The organism is Arthrobacter sp. Alg241-R88 (assembly GCF_900537115.1).
Classification (GTDB): Bacteria; Actinomycetota; Actinomycetes; order Actinomycetales; family Micrococcaceae; genus Arthrobacter.
In genome coordinates this window covers 136982-156621 of the sequence record NZ_UNRG01000004.1, presented here as the reverse complement: position 1 = coordinate 156621, position 19640 = coordinate 136982, and the positions used below count along the sequence as shown (strand labels likewise).

Genomic DNA, 19640 nt, shown 5'->3' with positions numbered 1-19640 from the left:
GCCTACCCTAGGCCTTCTTTTGGGACTTGTTTACGACGATGCGTACTACAGTGGTGGGTTCTTCCAAAAGGTTGTCGCCAACCGTGATGACAGAGGTCTGAACGCCCCCCAGTTTGCGGATAACCTTCGCTGCCTTCTCAATTTCCTCAGCCGCACTGCGGCCCTTGATGGCCACCACTTCTCCGTGGCCTCCCAGCAGCGGAATGGTGAGGCCGGCGAGGTTACTCAGAGCGGACACGGCCCGTGCCGTCACGACGTCGGCCTCCACGTGGCCAACCGCAAGTTCGGCCCTGGTCCTCATCACCGTGACATTATCCAGGCCCAGATCGTCAACTACTTCCTGCAGCCAGATGACCCTGCGTTCCAGCGGTTCGATCAGGGTGAGTTCCAGGTCCGGACGCGCGATCGCGAGGCACAGGCCTGGCAGTCCGGCACCGCTGCCGACGTCGGCAACATGGCTTCCCTGGGCGATCTCACTTTCGATGACCGCACAGTTGAGGACATGCCGTCCCCAGAGGCGGGGGATCTCCCGCGGGCCGATAAGCCCGCGCTCGGTTCCGGACGTGGCGAGGTGTTCCACATAGCGCTTGGCGAGATCCAGGCGGTCGCCAAAAATCTTTTCAGCTGCCAGAAGCTCAGCTGCCGTGATGTCAACCATGATCAGCGAATCCGCAATTCTCTAGTCTGCGGATACAACAATATGGCGTCCGGCGCCTTCGCCCTCGGACTCGCTCACCAGGCCCAAGTCGGCAACCGCGTCGTGAACGATTTTCCGCTCATAGGCGCTCATCGGTTCCAGGGCAACAGCCTGGCCGGTTTTCTTCACGGCAGCGGCTGCATCTTCGGCAATTTTCTGCAGGTGGCCAGTGCGTTCCTGCCGGTAGCCGTTGATGTCCAGCACCAGGCGGGAGCGGTTCTCCGTTGCGGACAGGACGGAGAGCCGGGTCAGTTCCTGCAGGGCTTCCAGGACTTCACCGTCTTCGCCCACGAGGTTGTCCAGGCTATCGGACTCTTCCTCGGTAACGATGGAGATGTAGGTACGGCCGTTGCGGACCTCAATGTCTATGTCACCGTCGATGTCGGCGATGTCCAGCAGCTCCTCGAGGTAGTCCGCGGCAACATCCCCTTCTTCCTCGAGTCGGCTGGCTGAGGAAGCCTTGGGGGCAGAGCTGTCCTGGGCAGCGGACTCGTCCTGATCGTCGATGATCTCTTCGGAAAGGGCGTGTTCGGTACTCTCGGCTGACATTACTTCTTCTTCCTGTTCTTGCGTTGCGGCTGAGTGCGCTGTCCCTTGGCCTGCGCCACGGCTGCTGCTGCGGCGGCAGCGTCGGCATCTTCGTCCTTCTTACCACTCAGGATCGAGAGGGCCGGCAGGCCCTTGGCGGCCCGGCGCTCGGCGAGGGCCTTGGCTGCGGGGGATCCCGGCGTCGGCATGCGGCGGATAACAAAGAACTGCTGGCCCATGGTCCAGAGGTTAGTGGTGGTCCAGTAGATCAGGACACCGATGGGGAAGTTAATGCCGCCCACACCGAAGACGATGGGCAGGATGTACAGCATCATCTTCTGCTGGCGCATGAAGGGGCTGGCCATGGCTTCTTCAGACATGTTCTTGGCCATGATCTGCTTCTGCGTGATGAACTGCGAGGCGGTCATGGCAAGGATCATCACAATGGACAGAATCCAAACTGCCGTGAGGTTTCCCTCACCGCCATGCAGCAGGGAGGCAGACAGCGTGGCGCCGAAGATGGTGGAGTCATCGAACTGAACCACCTGTTCGTGGCTCATGGCCCCGATTCCATTCCCTGCGGCGGCGGCTCCGGAGATCCCGGAGAGAACCGTGAACAGCGCGAAGAAGAACGGCATCTGGATCAACATGGGCAGGCATGCGGAGAACGGGTTGGTCCCGTGCTTCTTGTACATAGCCATCTGTTCCTGCGCCATGGCCTGGCGGGACAGCTGGTCAGTCTTGCCCTTGTACTTGTCCTGGAGCTTCTTCAGGTCGGGCTGGAGCAGCTGCATGCCGCGCTGCGCCTTGATCTGCTTCACGAACACAGGAATAAGGGCGGCACGGATCACCAGCACCAGGCCGATGATGGACAGAGTCCAGGTCCAGCCGGAGGCCTCAGGCATGCCAATGGTGCTCAGGCCCTCATGGAAGCCCACCATGATGATGGACACAAGCCACTTGAACGGAAACATGATTGTTTCAAAGAAGTCCATACTTATCCCTATTCGTCAGGCCGCCGTGCGGCCTTCTCCATCAGTCCGAGCAGCCAGGTACTTGTCCGGGTTGTTCAGCACAACAATTGTGGGGGTCTGGCTCAACGGCCATTTCCGGTGGCCGGCGGGGACGTGGTCCACGCCACCGGCATTCCATGGATGGCAGCGGCCCAGACGCCGGAGGGCAAGCCAGCTCCCCTTGACGGCACCATGGACGGTGATCGCTTCAAGGGCATACGCCGAGCATGAAGGAAAGAAACGGCAGACCTGGCCATACAAGGGAGAGATCACCTTGCGATAAGCCTTCAACAGAAGAATGAGGATGTTCCGGGGCAGGTTCCAGAGGAACCTCCAGGCAGCGGCAGCAACAGGAAGGAAATAGGTGACGACGACGGCGGTGGCGTTACGCACGCGGTGTCCCCTCCTGTGTTGTACCGGCCGAACCGTTGGCAGCAGCCCGTGAAGGGCGGCCAGCCAGCCGGGTCATCGTCGCTGCCAATGCGGCGTTGTAATCCGACAACAGCTGATCCCAGCTTGCGGACGCGGACGCAGGAAGCGCCCGGACCACTATGGCAAAGCCGGTACCGTACTCGCGCAGCGAGGCAGCACCTGCTTCTCTCAGTCTCCTCTTAACGAGGTTCCTGACCACAGCGTTCCCGACACCCTTGGAAACGATGAACCCGATCCGGCTGGGTTCGTCAGCAGCAATGGCTGCCGTATATAACACTACGTTCCGGCGTCCATTGCGGACACCGGAACGTACAGTTGTTGAAAAATCGGTTGCAGTCCTCAAACGGTTGCGGGTGGCCAGCACCTTAAACTCGCAAAGAAATGTCTACCGACGAGTCAGTATTTAGGCCGACAGCTCGGTACGGCCCTTGCCACGACGGGCTGCCAGGATGGCGCGGCCGGCACGGGTACGCATACGAAGGCGGAAGCCGTGCTTCTTGGCTCGACGGCGGTTATTCGGCTGAAAAGTCCGCTTGCTCACGTTAGTTACTCCAGTGGATCAAAGGTGCGCCCACCCGATCAGTAAAGGGGAAGAACTGGCCGACGCTAAGTTTTGTATATGCACGCTTCCCCCGGCTGCCCAAACGCACTGCGTCTGGGAGATTCAGATGGGGCCAAAAAGCGGACACAAAGGACTTCACAACGTTAGGGCAATTTAAGCCCCTGAGTCAAACCGGAGCAGGGTGCAGGCGCTATCCACAACTGTGGCCAAGTGGCCCTTCCAGCCTGTGGATGAAGTGGCTCACAGGGCTGCTTTCAGAACAACAACGGTGTAATTATCCACAAGCTACTTGCCAGCTATCTTCTAGGCTTTTCATCCCCTAGAGTTGCCCAGTAGCCGATTATCCACGTGCTGTGCATAACCCTGTGGATGAAGCTGAACCCATCCTGGTTCAAGACTCGCGGCTGCAGGCAATGCAGGCAAAGCAAGTTTTGAGGGAACCGATTGATGACAGTAGACGAAGCCAACCACGCCAATACTGTCGGAAGTTCCTGGCGGCGGGTTGTCACCCTGCTGGAGCAGGATCACCGCGTCACACCGCGGCAGCGTGGCTTTGTCATCCTCGCCCAGGCGCAGGGCCTGATCGGCTCTACCTTGCTGGTTGCCGTTCCCAATGAGCTCACCCGGGAAGTGCTGCAGACCCAGGTGAAGGACGCGCTGGACGACGCACTGCACAACGTGTTTTCCGAAGACATCCGCTGTGCCATCGACGTGGACACCGATCTGGTGCCTGTCCACGAAGAGCCCGAACCCGTCGTCGAGCCTTCCTTCTCGCCGGACCAGCTCATTGAGCAGAAGCCGCAGCCCATGCTGCCCAGCACGTCCCACGAGTTCGGCCGGCTGAACCCGAAGTACGTCTTCGATACCTTCGTGATCGGTTCCTCCAACCGTTTCGCCCATGCCGCTGCCGTCGCCGTGGCCGAAGCGCCGGCGAAGGCCTACAACCCGCTGTTCATCTACGGCGACTCCGGTCTGGGAAAGACGCACCTGCTGCACGCAATCGGCCACTATGCCCGGCGGCTGTACAGCGGCATCCGCGTCCGCTACGTCAACTCGGAAGAGTTCACCAACGACTTCATCAACTCCATCCGCGACGATGAGGGCGCCAGCTTCAAAACGACGTACCGCAACGTGGACGTCCTGCTGATCGACGACATTCAGTTCCTGGCCGGCAAGGACCGGACGCTGGAGGAGTTCTTCCACACCTTCAACTCGCTGCACAACAACAACAAGCAGGTGGTCATCACCTCTGACCAGCCGCCCAAGTTGCTCGCCGGTTTCGAAGACCGCATGAAATCCCGTTTCGAGTGGGGGCTCCTGACGGACATCCAGCCCCCGGAGCTCGAGACCCGAATCGCCATCCTCAGGAAGAAGGCCCTCAGCGAAGGCCTCTCCGCTCCGGATGACGCACTTGAGTACATCGCGTCCAAGATTTCGAGCAACATCCGTGAACTCGAAGGCGCCCTGATCAGGGTTACTGCCTTCGCCAGCCTCAACCGGCAACCCGTGGACGTTGCCCTCGCTGAGATGGTCCTCAAGGACCTCATCACCGACGACGGCGCCCAGGAAATTACGTCGAGCCAGATCCTCACGCAGACGGCGGACTACTTCAAGCTCAGCATGGAGGAGCTCTGCAGCAAATCCCGCACCAGGACCTTGGTCACCGCACGCCAGATCGCCATGTACCTGTGCCGGGAGCTGACTGACATGTCGCTTCCCAAGATCGGCCAGGAGCTCGGCGGCCGCGACCACACCACCGTGATCCACGCGGACCGCAAGATCCGCGAACTGATGGCCGAGCGCCGTGTGATCTACAACCAAGTGACAGAGCTGACCAACCGGATCAAGCAGCAGCAGCGCGATTCCTAGCGGAGCATCTATACCTTATTAACAGGTGCATGTGGATAAGCCTGTGGATACTTAAGGGGACAACCGCGGTTAATGGGCTTAAAACCCTTAAGGCGCCTGTGGATTCGAAAAACCGCGAAAAATGTTGTCCCCATCCACACCCTGTTTAAAACCTGCTCCACCCACAGTCCATGAACAGGGCTCAACCGCCGGATCATGCGGGCGGAGGCAGTTATCCACAGTTTCCACAGCAGTTATTAACACTACTAATCCCAAAAATTCGAAGTCCCTCAAATAACAAGTTCGATCTCCAGCACCACACGAAGGGTCCAGCGGCCCAAAGGGACCTGGCGCCGGCGGCTGGGGATGGGTTAATCGCTGATCTTCCGGCTAAGCTGTCAGCAGCGCTCCCATCCTTGGGTTTCTGCGTGGTCCAGGCAGCACGGACCATGCAAGTTCAGGTGCCGGGGCAACTCCTTTTGGAACTTCCTGCGGGAAATTTCCGGAACACCATCGCAGCAGCAATGAAAGGCGGCACCCTTCCGTGAAGTTCAGAGTCGATCGGGACGTCCTGGCAGAAGCCGTCACCTGGACAGCCCGCTCGTTGTCTCCGCGGCCGCCCGTTCCCGTCCTCTCCGGCCTCCTCTTGAAGGCTGAAGCAGGCACGGTCAGCCTTTCGAGCTTTGATTACGAGACCTCCGCGCGTCTCGAAATCGCCGCTGACATCCGGGACGAAGGCACCATCCTGGTGTCGGGACGCCTCCTTGCGGACATTTGCCGCAGCCTCCCCTCTGCTCCCGTCGATGTCGAAACCGATGGCAACAAAGTCACCCTGACCTGCCGCCGAAGCAGCTTCCACCTGGCCACCATGCCCGAAGCCGAGTACCCGCCGCTTCCGGCCCTGCCGGCCGTCAGCGGAACGGTTCCGGGCGACTCGTTTGCCCAGGCCGTTTCCCAGGTGATCATTGCTGCCAGCAAAGATGACACCCTGCCCATCCTCACTGGCGTTCGGATGGAGATCGAGGATGACCTCATCACGCTCCTCGCTACGGACCGCTACCGCCTGGCCATGCGTGAAGTTCCCTGGAAGCCGGTCACTCCTGGAATCTCCACCAGCGCATTGGTCAAGGCAAAAACGTTGAACGAGGTGGCCAAGACCCTCGGCAACAGCGGCGACATCCACCTCGCCCTTTCGGATGATGAAAGCCGCCTGATCGGCTTCGAAAGCGGCGGCCGCACCACCACGTCGCTGCTGGTGGACGGTGATTACCCGAAGATCCGCTCGCTCTTCCCGGATTCAACCCCCATCCACGCGACGGTGCAGACGCAGGAACTTGTTGAGGCAGTACGCCGCGTGTCCCTGGTGGCAGAACGCAACACCCCCGTGCGCCTGGCCTTCACCCAGGGCCTGTTGAACCTTGACGCGGGTACCGGCGAAGATGCCCAGGCCTCCGAAGAGCTGGAAGCCCAACTCTCCGGTGACGACATCACGGTGGCCTTCAATCCCCACTACCTGGTGGAGGGCCTGAGCGTGATCGAGACCAAGTTCGTTCGCTTCTCCTTCACCACGGCACCGAAGCCGGCCATGATCACCGCCCAGGCGGATGCCGATGGCGAAGACCAGGACGACTACCGTTACCTCGTGATGCCGGTCCGCCTCCCCAACTAGGTAGCGCCAACTGTCGTTTTGGACGCCCAAAACGACACTTACCGCTACCTAGTTGGGTAACTTTTTCCCACCCCTCGCGCAGAAAGAGGTTCCACCATGCACATCGGACTGATCGGCCTTGGCAAAATGGGATTCAACATGCGCGAACGCCTGCGCAAGGGTGGTGTAGAGGTCACCGGGTATGACCGCAACCCGGACGTCACCGATGCCGGCTCCATTGATGAACTCCTCACCGCTGTTCCAAGTCCGCGGCTGATTTGGGTGATGGTTCCCGCCGGTGACATCACGGACGCCGTCATCAGGGAGCTCAGTGAAAAGCTTGACCAGGGCGACCTCATCATCGACGGCGGCAACTCCCGCTTCACCGAAGACCAGAAGCACGGGGAACTCCTGGCCGCCAAGGGCATCCGCTTCGTAGACTGCGGGGTTTCCGGTGGCGTGTGGGGCCTGCAGAACGGTTACGGACTGATGGCCGGCGGCGACGCAGCCGACATCGAGCGGGCACTTCCGGTCTTTGACGCCCTGCGCCCGGAGGGGGAACGCGAGGACAGCTTTGTCCATGTTGGCGGGATCGGCGCAGGCCACTACGCCAAGATGGTGCACAACGGCATCGAGTACGGCCTGATGCAGGCCTACGCCGAGGGGTACCAGCTGCTCGCCTCCAAGGACATCATCACCGATCTGCCGGGCACTTTCCGGGCCTGGCAAAAGGGCACGGTGGTCCGTTCGTGGCTGCTGGACCTGCTGGTCAAGGCACTCGATGAGGATCCGGGCCTGCAAAACATCGACGACTACGTCGAGGACTCCGGTGAAGGCAGGTGGACCGTGGAAGAAGCCATTGCCAACGCGATTCCCGCGCCGGCCATCACGGCCGCGCTCTTCGCGCGCTTCGAGTCCCGCGAGGACAGTTCCCCGGCCATGAAGATGGTGTCCGCACTGCGCCACCAGTTCGGCGGACACGCAACCCGTCCCGCCAAGTAGCCTCCACCGGGAACCTGCGAGGTTCCCAGAATTGCCGAAAACCGCGTGTACCTAGAACACCTTTCCCTGACTGACTTCCGCAGTTACGCGCAGGTCGACCTTGCCCTGGGCCCGGGTGTCACGGTTCTGGTGGGCTACAACGGCATCGGCAAGACCAACCTCATGGAGGCCATCGGTTACCTGGCCACCATGAGCTCCCACAGGGTCAGCTCGGACGGGCCGCTTCTGCGCTTCGGAACTGACCGCGCGCTGGTCCGGGCCAGGCTGGTCCGCGGCGGACAGACCACCGTCCTGGAACTGGAAATCAACGCGGGGCGGGCGAACCGCGGACGCATCAACCGCAGTAATCCCGTCCGTGCCCGCGATCTGCTGGGCATCTGCCAGACAGTGCTCTTTGCCCCCGAAGACCTGGCACTGGTCAAGGGTGAACCCTCAAACCGGCGCCGTTTCCTGGATGAGCTGCTCGCCAGCCTTATTCCGCACCACGCGGCCACGCGCAGCGATTACGACCGGGTACTGAAACAACGTAACGCCCTGCTGAAGTCCGCCCGCGCCGGGAAGTTCACCTCCGCTCACGAGGCAACGCTGGATGTGTGGGACCAGCACATGGCCAAGGCCGGCGCCGAGCTGCTGTTCGCCCGGCTTGAACTGGTGGAGCGCCTCCGCCCCCACGTGGCGCGTGCTTATGCTGAGCTGACTGACGGGTCAAAGCCTGCTGACGCCGTCTACCGCTCCACCCTCCAGAACCAGATGGACGACGACGGCGCCCCCGTGATGCGCACTCCCGGCACCAATGCCGGAGGTACTTCGGCAGACGTGGAAGACCTGCGCCAGCTGACGGTGGATCAGCTAACCGAACGGTACGTGCGTGCCTTTGCCGAAGCGCGCAAAAAAGAACTGGAACGGGGCATTTCCCTGGTGGGCCCGCACCGGGATGAACTGGAGCTTGTCCTGGGCCAGGCACCGGCCAAGGGGTATGCCTCCCACGGAGAAACCTGGTCCATGTGCCTGGCACTGCGGCTCGGTTCGTACTATGTGATGCTGGACGATGCCAGGACCGGAGGCTCAGCCCCCATCCTGATCCTCGACGACGTTTTTGCCGAGCTGGACGTCCAGCGCCGGCGTAAACTGGCGGCAATAGTCTCGGGTGCGGAACAGGTCCTGGTGACCGCCGCCGTCGACGCCGATATACCGGAAGAGCTGTCCGGACGGCGGGTGAAGGTCATCGCGGGAGGTATCGATGAATAGGGACGACGAAAGCGCCGGCGGCAAAGCCCCCCGCCACGACGCGGACGGCCGCACCCCGGACAGCATCGATGCACCCCAGGCTGCACTGAACAGAATGCGGGAGGCTGCCGCCGCGCGGGGCGAAATCCGCCGTGCCGCACCGCGCCCCGGATCCCAAAAGGCCAAAAAGGGCATCCGCGACACCCGCGGTTTCAGCCAGTTCCACGCCACCGGCCGCGATCCCCTGGGCCTCGGCAAAGTAGTGGGCCGCCTGGTGGCCGAACGTGGCTGGACCTCGCCGGTTGCAGTGGGATCCGTCATGGCAGAGTGGGCCACCTTGGTGGGACCGGAAATCTCCGCTCACTGCACGCCCGAAAGCTTCACCGGCACCACCTTGCACGTCCGGTGCGATTCAACCGCCTGGGCCACACAGTTGCGGCTCCTCAGCATGAGCCTGCTGGAGAAATTCCGGGTGGAGCTCGGCGATGGAGTGGTCACCAGCATCCAGGTCCTGGGGCCCTCCGCGCCCAGCTGGCGCAAGGGCGGCAGGTCCGTCAACGGCCGGGGGCCCCGGGACACCTACGGATAGCCCGCCGTCGAACTCTTGAAAATCCCCTGATTGGCGTGTAGCGCCCTGGAAGGGCCGGAGGGTGTATAGGCACCCGGAGACCGGACCGTTGGAGCGCCCAAGGCGCGGTCTACGGCTTGTAAGGGCACATCGACTGCCATCCACGCCCCTGGAATGCGGGGATACCGCCTGTTTCGCGGTAGAATCGTTGGAGATAACTGGGCGCGGGTTAAACGTTGACTGAGTCCGTTTTCCGCACGCTTCCAGCACGCGGACTTCGGATTCCGCCATCAGCTAGTAACCGGCGCTATAAGTTTGTGCCTGTTGGCAGATGACTTTCCTGATGGAACTGGGGAAAGAATCAGCCGGCCATCATCGAGAACAGAGGAGTCGACAGCACCTGTGGCTAACGACAATACAGATATTCTGGCAGCTGAGCCCGCAGTCGAGGATGCCCGCACGCCTGACACCCCGGGGGAAGCTGCCACTCCACGCGAGTACGGCGCCAGCGACATTACTGTCCTTGAAGGCCTCGAGGCAGTACGGAAGCGCCCGGGCATGTACATCGGCTCCACGGGACCCCGGGGACTCCACCACCTGGTCTACGAAGTGGTGGACAACTCTGTGGACGAGGCCCTGGCCGGCTACTGCACACATATTGAGGTAGTGCTCCAGGCGGACGGCGGCGTTAAGGTCGTCGACGACGGCCGTGGCATTCCCGTGGACATGCACCCCACCGAACACAAACCCACGGTCGAGGTGGTCATGACCATCCTGCATGCCGGCGGCAAGTTCGGCGGCGGCGGCTATGCCGTATCCGGCGGCCTGCACGGTGTGGGTATCTCCGTTGTTAACGCCCTTTCCAGCAGGGTGGACACAGAGGTCCGCCGCCAGGGACACGTCTGGCGGATGTCTTTCGCCGACGGCGGCAAGCCCCAGGGCAGCCTGGTGAAGGGTGAGGAAACCGACCTGACGGGAACCACCCAGACGTTCTACCCGGACGCCGAGATCTTCGAGACCACGGAGTTCGATTTCGAGACGCTGCGCGCCCGCTTCCAGCAGATGGCCTTCCTTAACAAGGGGCTGCGCATCACGCTGACTGACGAACGCACCTCTGCCAGCGATAACGACGCCGACGCCGACCTTGACCTCGATGCTGTTGTCACCGAAGGCGAAGTAAGCGCCGAGCACCGCACGGTGGTTTACCAGTACGACGAAGGCCTGCTGGACTACGTCAAGCACCTGAACTCCGGCAAGAAGGTGGAAGTGGTCCACGAGGACGTCATCGCCTTCGAGACCGAGGACAAAGAGCGCCGGATCGCCCTGGAGATGGCGATGCAGTGGACCAACGCCTACTCAGAAAGCGTCCACACCTACGCCAACACCATCAACACCCATGAGGGCGGTACGCACGAAGAGGGTTTCCGCGCCGCCATGACGTCCCTGATCAACCGCTACGCGCGCGAAAAGGGGATCATCAAGGAAAAGGACGACAACCTTACCGGTGATGACATCCGTGAGGGCCTTACCGCCGTCATTTCCGTCAAGCTTGCCGAGCCTCAGTTTGAAGGGCAGACCAAGACCAAGCTCGGCAACTCCGAGGTCAAGGGCTTCGTCCAGCGCGTCGTTACCGACGGACTCGGCGACTGGCTGGAACGCAATCCCGGCCCTGCCAGGGACGTCATCCGCAAGGCCATCTCCGCGGCGCAGGCCCGCATGGCGGCCCGCAAGGCCCGGGACAACGCGCGCCGCAAGAGCCCCCTCGAATCCTTCGGCATGCCGGGCAAGCTGTCCGACTGCTCCTCCAAGGATCCGGAGAAGTGCGAGGTCTACATCGTGGAGGGTGACTCCGCCGGCGGTTCCGCCAAGCGCGGCCGAAACCCCGAAACCCAGGCCATCCTTCCGCTGCGCGGCAAGATCCTGAACGTGGAGCGCGCCCGCCTGGACAAGGCGCTGGGCAATGCAGAAGTCCAGTCCATGATCACGGCGTTCGGTACCGGCATCGGTGAAGACTTCGACCTCTCGAAACTGCGGTACCACAAGATCGTCCTGATGGCCGATGCCGACGTGGACGGCCAGCACATCACCACCCTGCTGATGACCCTGCTCTTCCGCTACATGCGCCCGCTGATCGAAAACGGCTACGTCTACCTGGCCCAGCCGCCGCTGTACAGGATCAAGTGGTCAAACGCTGCCCACGACTACGTCTACAGCGACAGGGAACGCGACGCGAAACTTGTCGCAGGCCAGGCGGCCGGGCGCCGCATCCCCAAGGACAACGGCATCCAGCGCTACAAGGGCCTGGGCGAGATGGACTACACGGAGCTGTGGGACACCACCATGGACCCGGACCACCGCACCCTGCTGCAGGTCACTATGGATGACGCCCTCGCGGCAGACCAGATCTTCTCCGTGCTGATGGGTGAGGACGTGGAATCACGCCGTAACTTCATTCAGCAGAACGCCAAGGACGTCAGGTTCCTGGATATCTAAGCGCACGTCCTTCGAATATTCCAGAGCTGACATATACCTGAAACGGAAATAGAAAATGAGCGACGAAACACCCGAGAACCCGGTCCCCGAGGCCGGGAACCCGGACACCGTTCTTGAAGGCGATGTGCTGATCGACCGCGTTGAGCAGGTGGACCTGCAGACGGAAATGCAGCGGTCCTACCTGGACTACGCCATGGCTGTCATTGTGGGCCGCGCCCTTCCGGACGTCCGTGACGGCCTGAAGCCTGTCCACCGCCGCGTGCTTTACGCGATGTTCGACGGCGGCTACCGCCCCGAGCGCTCCTTCAACAAGTGCGCGCGCGTTGTGGGCGAGGTCATGGGCCAGTACCACCCCCACGGCGACACCGCGATCTACGATGCCCTGGTCCGCCTCATCCAGGATTGGACCATGCGTTACCCGCTGGCCCTCGGCCAGGGCAACTTCGGTTCTCCCGGCAACGACGGAGCTGCTGCGCCCCGTTACACCGAGACGAAAATGGCGCCGCTGGCCATGGAGATGGTCCGCGACATCGACGAGGAAACCGTCGATTTCCAGGACAACTACGATGGCAAGAACCAGGAACCCACCATCCTGCCGGCCCGGTTTCCCAACCTGCTGGTCAATGGATCCTCAGGCATCGCCGTCGGTATGGCCACCAACATCCCGCCGCACAACCTCCGCGAGGTAGCCGACGGCGTGCAGTGGTACCTGGCCAACCCGGGAGCCAGCCGCGAAGAACTGCTGGAAGAACTCCTGCTGCGGGTCAAGGGCCCGGATTTCCCCACCGGTGCCACGATCCTCGGGCACAAGGGCATCGAGGATGCCTACCGGACCGGCCGCGGCTCCGTCACCATGCGGGCCGTAGTGAACGTGGAGGAGCTGCAGGGACGTACCTGCCTCGTGGTCACGGAACTGCCATACCAGGCGAACCCGGACAACCTCGCCATTAAGATCGCCGAACTGGTCAAGGACGGCAAGATCCAGGGCATTGCCGACCTGCGCGATGAAACGTCCGGCCGGACCGGCCAGCGGCTGGTCATCGTCCTCAAGCGCGACGCCGTCCCCAAGGTGGTGCTGAACAACCTCTACAAGCACACCGAACTGCAGAGCAACTTCTCCGCCAACATGCTGGCCATTGTGGACGGCGTGCCCCGCACCCTGAGCCTGGATGCCTTCATCAGGCACTGGGTGACCCACCAAATGGATGTCATCGCCCGGCGCACCCGGTACCGGTTGCGCAAGGCCGAGGAAGAAGCCCACATCCTGCGGGCGCTCCTCAAGGCACTGGACATGCTCGATGAAGTCATCGCCCTGATCCGCGCTTCCAACACAACCGAAGCGGCTCGCGACGGCCTGATGGAATTGCTGGACATCGACGAGCTGCAGGCACGGGCCATCCTGGACATGCAGCTGCGCCGCCTGGCCGCCCTGGAACGCCAGAAGATCCAGGACCGCCACTCAGAGCTTGAAGCACTGATCGCGGAGTACAACGAGATCCTTGGCTCCGAGCAGCGCCAGCGCGAGATCATCAGCACCGAGCTTGGCGAGATCGTCGCGAAGCACGGCGACGACCGGCGCACCAAGATCCTTATGGGCTACGACGGCGACATGTCCATGGAGGACCTCATCCCCGAAGAGGAGATGGTTGTCACCATCACCCGCGGCGGCTACGTCAAGCGCACCCGGAGTGACAACTACCGCTCCCAGCAGCGCGGCGGCAAGGGCATCAAGGGTGCCCAGCTCCGCGGCGATGACGTGGTGGAGCACTTCTTCGTCACCACCACCCACCACTGGCTGCTGTTCTTCACCAACCTTGGCCGGGTATACCGGGCCAAGGCGTACGAGCTGATGGAAGCCGGCCGCGACGCCAAGGGCCAGCACGTGGCAAACCTGATGGCGTTCCAGCCGGACGAACACATCGCCCAGGTCCTGGACCTGAAGGACTACCAGCAGGCGCCGTACCTGGTTCTCGCCACCAAGCGGGGCCTGGTCAAGAAGACGCGGCTGGAGGACTACGACACCAACCGTTCCGCAGGCGTCATCGCGATCAACCTCCGCGACGGCGACGAACTCGTATCCGCGCAGCTGGTGTCCGAAACCGATGACCTGCTGCTGGTGTCCCGCAAGGGCCAGTCCATCCGCTTCACGGCCACCGAAGACGCCCTTCGCCCCATGGGCCGGGCAACCTCCGGCGTCACCGGCATGAAGTTCCGCGAAGAGGACGAACTGCTCGCTGCCAACGTGGTGACCGACGGCTCGTTCGTGTTCATTGTCACGGACGGAGGCTACGCCAAGCGCACCGCGGTCGAGGAATACCGGCTGCAGGGCCGCGGCGGCCTGGGCATCAAGGTGGCCAAGCTGGCCGAAGGACGCGGTGACCTGGTGGGAGCGCTGATCGTCCAGGAAGAGGACGAGGTCCTGGTGGTCATGGAAGGCGGCAAGGTTGTCCGTTCCTCGGTTGCCGGCGTCCCGGCCAAGGGGCGCGACACCATGGGCGTTATCTTCGCCAAGCCGGACAAAAATGACCGGATCATCGAGGTGGCGCGCAACAGCGAACGCGGTCTCGAGGGCGAGGAATCGCTTGAGGATGACGTAACGTTGGCTGAAGATGGCGGCTCCCCGGAGGAAGCCGCAGAGTCAGCAGTGGCAGAAGAATCACCGGCCGTTGAGTCAGAGGACGCCTCGGGCGACGCTGAGCCGAACGAAGACAACACGGAGGTAACGAGTGAGTAATCCGGACTCATTTCCCAAGCCGAACACTTCTGTTCCCGAGGGAAGCCGGCCCTCGGCTGCGCCCCGCGTGAACGCTCCTGTTCGTCCCCAGCAGCGGCCGGCAGCTCCCGCAGCTGCCCCGGGCCAGCGCCCGTCTGTTCCCGGCCAGCGCCCCGCCCAGGGCGAGCGTCCGACGACGGGACAGCCGGCCCCGCGCACGGCTCCGGGAAGTCCCGTGCAGGGTCAGCGCCCCGTGCAAGGTCAGCCCGGCCAGCGGCCCGCACCGGGAAACCCGGTGCAGGGCCAGCGTCCCGCCGCGGGGACTCCAGGATTGGTGAAGCCGGCGCCGAAGGCCAAGGTCAGGCGTGCCCGGCTGCTGGTCAGCAAGGTGGACCCCTGGTCCGTCCTGAAGATGGCATTCCTGCTGTCGGTGGCGCTGGGAATCGTCACCGTAGTCGCTGCCATCGTCCTGTGGACCGTTCTGGACCTCACGGGGATTTTCGACCAGGTGGACAGCCTGCTGGGCACGCTCGCCGGCTCTGAGGGCGGCGGCTTCGAGCTGAAGAAGGTCGCCAGCCTCGGCCAGGTGGCATCATTCGCCACCATTATTGCCGTAGTGAATGTGGTCCTGCTGACTGCCCTCTCCATGCTGTCTGCCGTTCTGTACAACATCGCTGCCACCCTGGTGGGCGGCATCGGCGTCACCCTCACCGACGATTAGGTCCTTGCTTTCACCGGCCAGTTCCCGGTGAAAGCGCCCGATTTGAGATCGGGCCGGGATGTGCTGTAAAGTCATGTCTCGGCCCGATGCGGTATCGGGGCGTATAGCTCAGGCGGTTAGAGCGCTTCGCTGATAACGAAGAGGTCCCAGGTTCAAGTCCTGGTACGCCCACGGAACCTGTGCAGGTTCAAGTGGAGGTTTGGTTCGCATCACTGCGGCCGGACCGGAACGGGGAGCATGTGAAGAAGTTGCTAGTACTGGCAGCCGCAATCGCAGGCGTCCTGGTCTACCGGAAAGCACAGGAATCCGAAGCCCGGAAAACTGTCTGGAGCAAGTCAACCGACACGGTTGACTAGGACGGACGCCCGGTGCCGGGGCTGGTCAACAGCCCTGAGGTTCTAGGGTATGATTGACGGGTTGCTTCTTATGGGGGCATGGCGCAATTGGTAGCGCACCTGCTTTGCAAGCAGGGGGTTCGGGGTTCGAGTCCCCGTGCCTCCACCATAAGGAAGTCCCGGTCAGCGGAAACGCTGGCCGGGACTTTTGCTTTGCCCCGCAGTACCCGACATTAGGGTTGGACAGTGAACTTCTTTCTCGCGGCCCTGGGGGTGCTGGGCGTTGCGTCGTCCGGTCCCCTGATAGCGGCAACGCTTGGGGCAACCAGCGTCAGCGCGCTGGCCATAGCCTTCTGGCGCAATGCCATTGGCGCCGCTGTCATGGCGGCACCCACCCTCATTCGGGAGCCAACCCAGTTTGGCAGGGTCACAAAGGTGGAGTTCCGCTGGTCCGTCCTGGCCGCCGTCGCGCTGGCCCTGCACTTTGCCTGCTTCATCACCTCACTGCAACTGACGTCCGTTGCCGCAGCCACAGCCCTGGTCTGCCTCCAGTCGGCGTGGATCGCCGTCTTCCAGCTCTTCAGGGGAACCAGGCACCGGTGGCAGGTACTGGCCGGGCTGGGCATCGCGTTCGCCGGTGTGGTGGCCATTACCGGCTTCGACCTGGGCACGTCACCCGAAGCCCTGCTGGGGGACCTGCTGGCTGTGGCCGGCGGAGCCCTTGCCGGGCTGTACACGCTGGCCGGAGGCAAGGCGAGGCAGAGCATGAGCACCGGAACCTACACCACGCTGTGCTACGGCATGTGTGCGGCGCTGGTGGCCTTGTTGGCCCTGCTGGGCGGCCAACCGCTGGTGGGCTTCGAGGCGGCCGGCTGGCTGGGCATCGCAGCCATTACGGTCTGCGCGCAGCTCATCGGGCACACGGCGTTCAACCACCTGCTGGCCACCATGAGTCCGCTTTTGGTGTCGATGATCATCCTGCTCGAGATTCCCGGAGCCGCCCTCCTCGCGGCGTTCTTCCTGCAGGAGGTGCTCCCCGCCGGTACGTACGCCGGGCTCGCGCTCATCCTGGTGGGACTCGCCGTCGTCGTCCTTGGGCAAAAGTCCGGAAGGGGAGGGCGGCGTGGCCGTGCGGCAGGAACAGGCAATGCTGATGGGCCGCCGGAGCGTCCCCTGGCGGAACTGGGGACGGACTGACCTGTGCAGGTCCAGCTGCCGACGGGTCCTACTGGCCGCCGCGGCGCACGGGCTGGGCCGTATTCACCGTGTGGATGGCCCGGAGGAGTTTGGCCGGGAAATACACAGAGAAGAACACCACCATGGGCGCTTTGAGCGCCATCTTCTTGACGTTGTGGGCCTTGTAGGTACGGTCAAACCGGGTGACGTAGAAGCGGTAGTCCCGCGGTGAGTCCTCCAGCCGGCGGGCCGACATGCCGGAAACCATCTGCGGACAATAACTGATCTTCAGGTCGTGGTCCGCCAGGTGCAGCGAAAGGTCGATGTCCTCATGCATCTCGTCCTTTTCGTCACGGCAGGTCTCGGACCGGATGACTTGCCAGGCTGAGGAACGCAGGGCCATGTTTGAGCCGAACAGGAAGTGGTACTGGTGTTTGGCCAGCTTCAGCATTAGCTGGCGCATCTTGTCGTCAGCTTTCAGGCCGAAGCGGCGCATGGGCATGTCGTAATAAACCACGGGACCGGTGGCCGCCTGGACGGATGTGTCCAGGAAGGCCCGCTGCACCTGTTCCACCCAGTCCGGCTCCACCACGGAGTCCGCGTCAATACGGCCGAGGATGTCCCCGGTGGCGTTGTCCAGGCCGTAGTTCCGGGTGGGAATGAGGCCCTGTTCCTTGTCCTGGCTCAGCAGGACGATGGGGCTTTCCGGATATTCGAGCTGCATCTGGCGCACAATGTCCGCGGTCCGGTCCTTTGACAGGTTGTCCACCACGATGATCTCGTGGGCCGGGACGGACTGGTAAATGGCAGCAATAAGGCACTGCCGGATCACGCTCTCCTCGTTGTATGCCGGGATAACGATTGACACGCGGGGCAGTTCTGCTGCGTCGTTCAAGGCATCCTCAGAGGATTGATCGGCTGACATCAGTCCAAATCTAGCATCGATCAGATGCGCCTCCCGGGAGGGCGGCTGTGCCCGGAGACGAATGAGGGGCCCCGCCTCAAAGGCAGGACCCCTCACCGGACAGCCGGACTGCTAGGACTGGGTGGTGCCCTTGTCCGCGCCGCTGCTGCTGGATGCGATGTTCCTGGTGGCTGTCTTAGCATCGGTGGCCACTGATGCCGTGCTGCTGGAAACGTCCTCAGCCACATCCTCCGCCACGTGCTTTGCCTTCTCCGCGGCGTCTCCCGCCGTGTCCTTGGCGGCCTCGGCCACCTCGGAGGCGGAGCCGGTGGTTGCTTCCGGGACCTCGTTCACTGTGGTGGCCGGAACCGGCGCGGGCGTGCCCGTGCCTGCAACAGGTGAGGGCGTCTTCCACGGATCCTCGACCGGCTTGGATGCTTTCCAGGCTGCCACGCCGGCGGCAACCGCCGCGGCGATGACACCGAAGACCAGCCAGCCGCGCTTCTTCGGGGCCTCGGGCTCCGCGAGCTGAACGGTTGCCGTGCGGCCGGCTTGGCTGGCCGCAGCCTTGAGCTGCGTTCCTGTGGCCAGGGCCTGCTCCTGGATGGCGTGGATGATTCCCACGTCGCCAAGCTTCTGGGCAACGGCGTCCACGCGGGCGGGTGTGTTTTCCAGCGTCCGGTGCACAACACTGGATGCCGAACCGATCTGGTCGGACAGGCGGGGCAGGTATTCCACCACCACGCGGTCACGGGCATTAAGGATGACGGGCGTGGCCTTGTCCAGGGCCTCATGCAGCCGCGGCGAAGCGCCGTCCACTGCATCGTTGATCCGCGGAGCGAGCTGGGCCAGGCCGTCCTGGATGCGGGGCGTTACCACGGCTACTCCGTCCGCCGCCCTGTGGGCCGCGGTCTTCAGGCCTTCCTGGATCTTGGGAGATGCGGTATCCAGGCTGTGCTGCAGACGGTCCACGGCTGCTTCCACGCGGGGGGATGCCCAATCCTTGGCATTTTCCATGGCGCCAATGACTGACAGCTCAAGGTCACGGGCAATACGATCCGATTTCTTCACAACTACCTCCCGAATTAATGTGACGGTCTGTGGTTAGCCTACGTGCCTTGGTCTTCACCGGCTATTCTCTCTGCGGATTTTAGGCGGATTTCACCCAGCGCGGAACTGCTGCAACAGCCATCACCACCCCGGACCGCCGTGGAAGAATGGGCGTTATGACTGCAATCGCAACCGCAAAAGCAACCATCCACACCAGCCTTGGCGACATCGTCGTCAACCTCTTCGGCAACCACGCGCCCAAGACGGTCAAGAACTTCGTTGGCCTCGCCACCGGCGAGCAGACGTGGACCCACCCGGAGACGGGCGAGGAGAAGACGGGCACGCCGCTGTACAACGGCACCATCTTCCACCGCATCATCAAGGACTTCATGATCCAGGCCGGCGATCCCCTGGGCCGCGGCACCGGCGGACCCGGCTACCGGTTCGACGACGAGATCCACCCTGAGCTCAGCTTCAACCAGCCCTACAAGCTGGCCATGGCCAACGCCGGGATCCAGATGGGCAAGGGCACTAACGGTTCACAGTTCTTCATCACCACCATCCCCACCGACTGGCTCCAGGGCAAGCACAGCATCTTTGGTGAAGTGGCCGACGACGAATCCAAGAAGGTTGTGGACGCCATCGAGGGCGTGCGCACCGGCATGGGTGACCGCCCGGTGGAGGACGTCACCATCAACAGCATCGACATCGAACAGCTGTAAT

The 19640-nt window shown here is 62.7% G+C and carries 19 protein-coding genes and 2 tRNA genes; 13 read left to right on the top strand and 8 right to left on the bottom strand.

The window, feature by feature from the left end; all coding sequences use genetic code 11:
• Positions 1–7 precede the first annotated feature (7 nt).
• The 6 genes from rsmG to rpmH are packed head-to-tail and all read right to left on the bottom strand — an operon-like array spanning position 8 to position 3211.
• Complete coding sequence (gene rsmG / locus G6R19_RS11455) at positions 8–658, bottom strand: 16S rRNA (guanine(527)-N(7))-methyltransferase RsmG (protein WP_163164983.1); 651 nt, start codon at positions 656–658, stop codon at positions 8–10.
• A gap of 21 nt (positions 659–679) precedes the next feature.
• On the bottom strand, positions 680–1246 hold the full coding sequence (locus G6R19_RS11450) for a R3H domain-containing nucleic acid-binding protein (RefSeq protein WP_163164981.1): 567 nt from the start codon (positions 1244–1246) through the stop codon (positions 680–682).
• Positions 1246–2220 (bottom strand): membrane protein insertase YidC, encoded by a 975-nt coding sequence (gene yidC, locus G6R19_RS11445; RefSeq protein ID WP_163164979.1) that lies wholly within the window; start codon positions 2218–2220, stop codon positions 1246–1248. Before yidC ends, G6R19_RS11450 begins: the two co-directional genes overlap by 1 nt.
• Before the next feature lie 15 nt (positions 2221–2235).
• Complete coding sequence (gene yidD, locus G6R19_RS11440; protein WP_205484377.1) at positions 2236–2631, bottom strand: membrane protein insertion efficiency factor YidD; 396 nt, start codon at positions 2629–2631, stop codon at positions 2236–2238.
• Positions 2624–3034, bottom strand: a complete 411-nt coding sequence (gene rnpA / locus G6R19_RS11435; protein ID WP_163164977.1) for a ribonuclease P protein component — start codon at positions 3032–3034, stop codon at positions 2624–2626. The genes yidD and rnpA overlap by 8 nt, the downstream gene beginning before the upstream one ends.
• 39 nt (positions 3035–3073) lie before the next feature.
• Complete coding sequence (gene rpmH, locus G6R19_RS11430; protein WP_003800212.1) at positions 3074–3211, bottom strand: 50S ribosomal protein L34; 138 nt, start codon at positions 3209–3211, stop codon at positions 3074–3076.
• A gap of 468 nt (positions 3212–3679) precedes the next feature.
• Between rpmH and dnaA the strand changes: the two genes are divergently transcribed.
• The 12 genes from dnaA to G6R19_RS11375 all read left to right on the top strand — a co-directional run bounded on the left by dnaA (position 3680) and on the right by G6R19_RS11375 (position 16984).
• Entirely contained in the window at positions 3680–5101 is a 1422-nt protein-coding gene (gene dnaA, locus G6R19_RS11425) for a chromosomal replication initiator protein DnaA (protein ID WP_163164975.1), read from the top strand.
• 523 nt (positions 5102–5624) lie between these two features.
• Entirely contained in the window at positions 5625–6749 is a 1125-nt protein-coding gene (dnaN, locus tag G6R19_RS11420) for a DNA polymerase III subunit beta (RefSeq protein ID WP_163164973.1), read from the top strand.
• A 96-nt stretch (positions 6750–6845) separates the two neighbouring features.
• The gene (gnd, locus tag G6R19_RS11415; protein ID WP_163164971.1) at positions 6846–7730 is read left to right on the top strand and encodes a phosphogluconate dehydrogenase (NAD(+)-dependent, decarboxylating); all 885 of its coding nucleotides are present in this window, start codon (positions 6846–6848) and stop codon (positions 7728–7730) included.
• 45 nt (positions 7731–7775) lie between these two features.
• On the top strand, positions 7776–8978 hold the full coding sequence (gene recF / locus G6R19_RS11410; protein ID WP_163164969.1) for a DNA replication/repair protein RecF: 1203 nt from the start codon (positions 7776–7778) through the stop codon (positions 8976–8978).
• Positions 8971–9546 carry a DciA family protein gene (locus G6R19_RS11405; RefSeq protein ID WP_163164967.1) on the top strand — a complete coding sequence of 192 codons (576 nt, stop codon included), beginning with the start codon at positions 8971–8973 and terminating at the stop codon, positions 9544–9546. The genes recF and G6R19_RS11405 overlap by 8 nt, the downstream gene beginning before the upstream one ends.
• A 381-nt stretch (positions 9547–9927) precedes the next feature.
• A complete protein-coding gene (gene gyrB / locus G6R19_RS11400; RefSeq protein WP_163164965.1) occupies positions 9928–12018 on the top strand; it encodes a DNA topoisomerase (ATP-hydrolyzing) subunit B in 2091 nt (696 codons plus the stop codon).
• 55 nt (positions 12019–12073) lie between these two features.
• Positions 12074–14752: a DNA gyrase subunit A gene (gene gyrA / locus G6R19_RS11395; protein ID WP_163164963.1), complete on the top strand. Its 2679-nt coding sequence runs from the start codon at positions 12074–12076 to the stop codon at positions 14750–14752.
• Positions 14745–15452, top strand: coding sequence for a DUF3566 domain-containing protein (locus G6R19_RS11390; protein WP_163164961.1), 708 nt, complete (start codon positions 14745–14747; stop codon positions 15450–15452). Before gyrA ends, G6R19_RS11390 begins: the two co-directional genes overlap by 8 nt.
• A 97-nt stretch (positions 15453–15549) precedes the next feature.
• A tRNA-Ile gene (locus G6R19_RS11385) sits at positions 15550–15623 on the top strand.
• Positions 15624–15691: 68 nt separating this feature from the next.
• Positions 15692–15808 carry a DLW-39 family protein gene (locus tag G6R19_RS20400; RefSeq protein WP_229748488.1) on the top strand — a complete coding sequence of 39 codons (117 nt, stop codon included), beginning with the start codon at positions 15692–15694 and terminating at the stop codon, positions 15806–15808.
• A gap of 72 nt (positions 15809–15880) precedes the next feature.
• A tRNA-Ala gene (locus G6R19_RS11380) sits at positions 15881–15956 on the top strand.
• 77 nt (positions 15957–16033) lie between these two features.
• A complete protein-coding gene (locus G6R19_RS11375; protein WP_163164959.1) occupies positions 16034–16984 on the top strand; it encodes a DMT family transporter in 951 nt (316 codons plus the stop codon).
• Positions 16985–17012: 28 nt separating this feature from the next.
• Here the strand turns inward: G6R19_RS11375 and G6R19_RS11370 are convergent, their stop codons facing one another.
• Positions 17013–17888, bottom strand: coding sequence for a glycosyltransferase family 2 protein (locus G6R19_RS11370; RefSeq protein WP_163164957.1), 876 nt, complete (start codon positions 17886–17888; stop codon positions 17013–17015).
• 111 nt (positions 17889–17999) lie between these two features.
• Positions 18000–18938 (bottom strand): hypothetical protein, encoded by a 939-nt coding sequence (locus G6R19_RS11365; RefSeq protein ID WP_163164955.1) that lies wholly within the window; start codon positions 18936–18938, stop codon positions 18000–18002.
• Positions 18939–19093: 155 nt separating this feature from the next.
• Between G6R19_RS11365 and G6R19_RS11360 the strand changes: the two genes are divergently transcribed.
• Positions 19094–19639 carry a peptidylprolyl isomerase gene (locus G6R19_RS11360; RefSeq protein WP_163164953.1) on the top strand — a complete coding sequence of 182 codons (546 nt, stop codon included), beginning with the start codon at positions 19094–19096 and terminating at the stop codon, positions 19637–19639.
• Position 19640: the final 1 nt, after the last annotated feature.

Coding starts and splice junctions, on each gene's coding strand:
- G6R19_RS11370 (WP_163164957.1), bottom strand. CDS start 17,888: ATGTCAGCCGATCAATCCTCTGAGGATGCCTTGAACGACGCAGCAGAA.
- rsmG (WP_163164983.1), bottom strand. CDS start 658: ATGGTTGACATCACGGCAGCTGAGCTTCTGGCAGCTGAAAAGATTTTT.
- gyrA (WP_163164963.1), top strand. CDS start 12,074: ATGAGCGACGAAACACCCGAGAACCCGGTCCCCGAGGCCGGGAACCCG.
- gnd (WP_163164971.1), top strand. CDS start 6,846: ATGCACATCGGACTGATCGGCCTTGGCAAAATGGGATTCAACATGCGC.
- G6R19_RS11360 (WP_163164953.1), top strand. CDS start 19,094: ATGACTGCAATCGCAACCGCAAAAGCAACCATCCACACCAGCCTTGGC.
- G6R19_RS11450 (WP_163164981.1), bottom strand. CDS start 1,246: ATGTCAGCCGAGAGTACCGAACACGCCCTTTCCGAAGAGATCATCGAC.
- dnaA (WP_163164975.1), top strand. CDS start 3,680: ATGACAGTAGACGAAGCCAACCACGCCAATACTGTCGGAAGTTCCTGG.
- yidC (WP_163164979.1), bottom strand. CDS start 2,220: ATGGACTTCTTTGAAACAATCATGTTTCCGTTCAAGTGGCTTGTGTCC.
- G6R19_RS11405 (WP_163164967.1), top strand. CDS start 8,971: ATGAATAGGGACGACGAAAGCGCCGGCGGCAAAGCCCCCCGCCACGAC.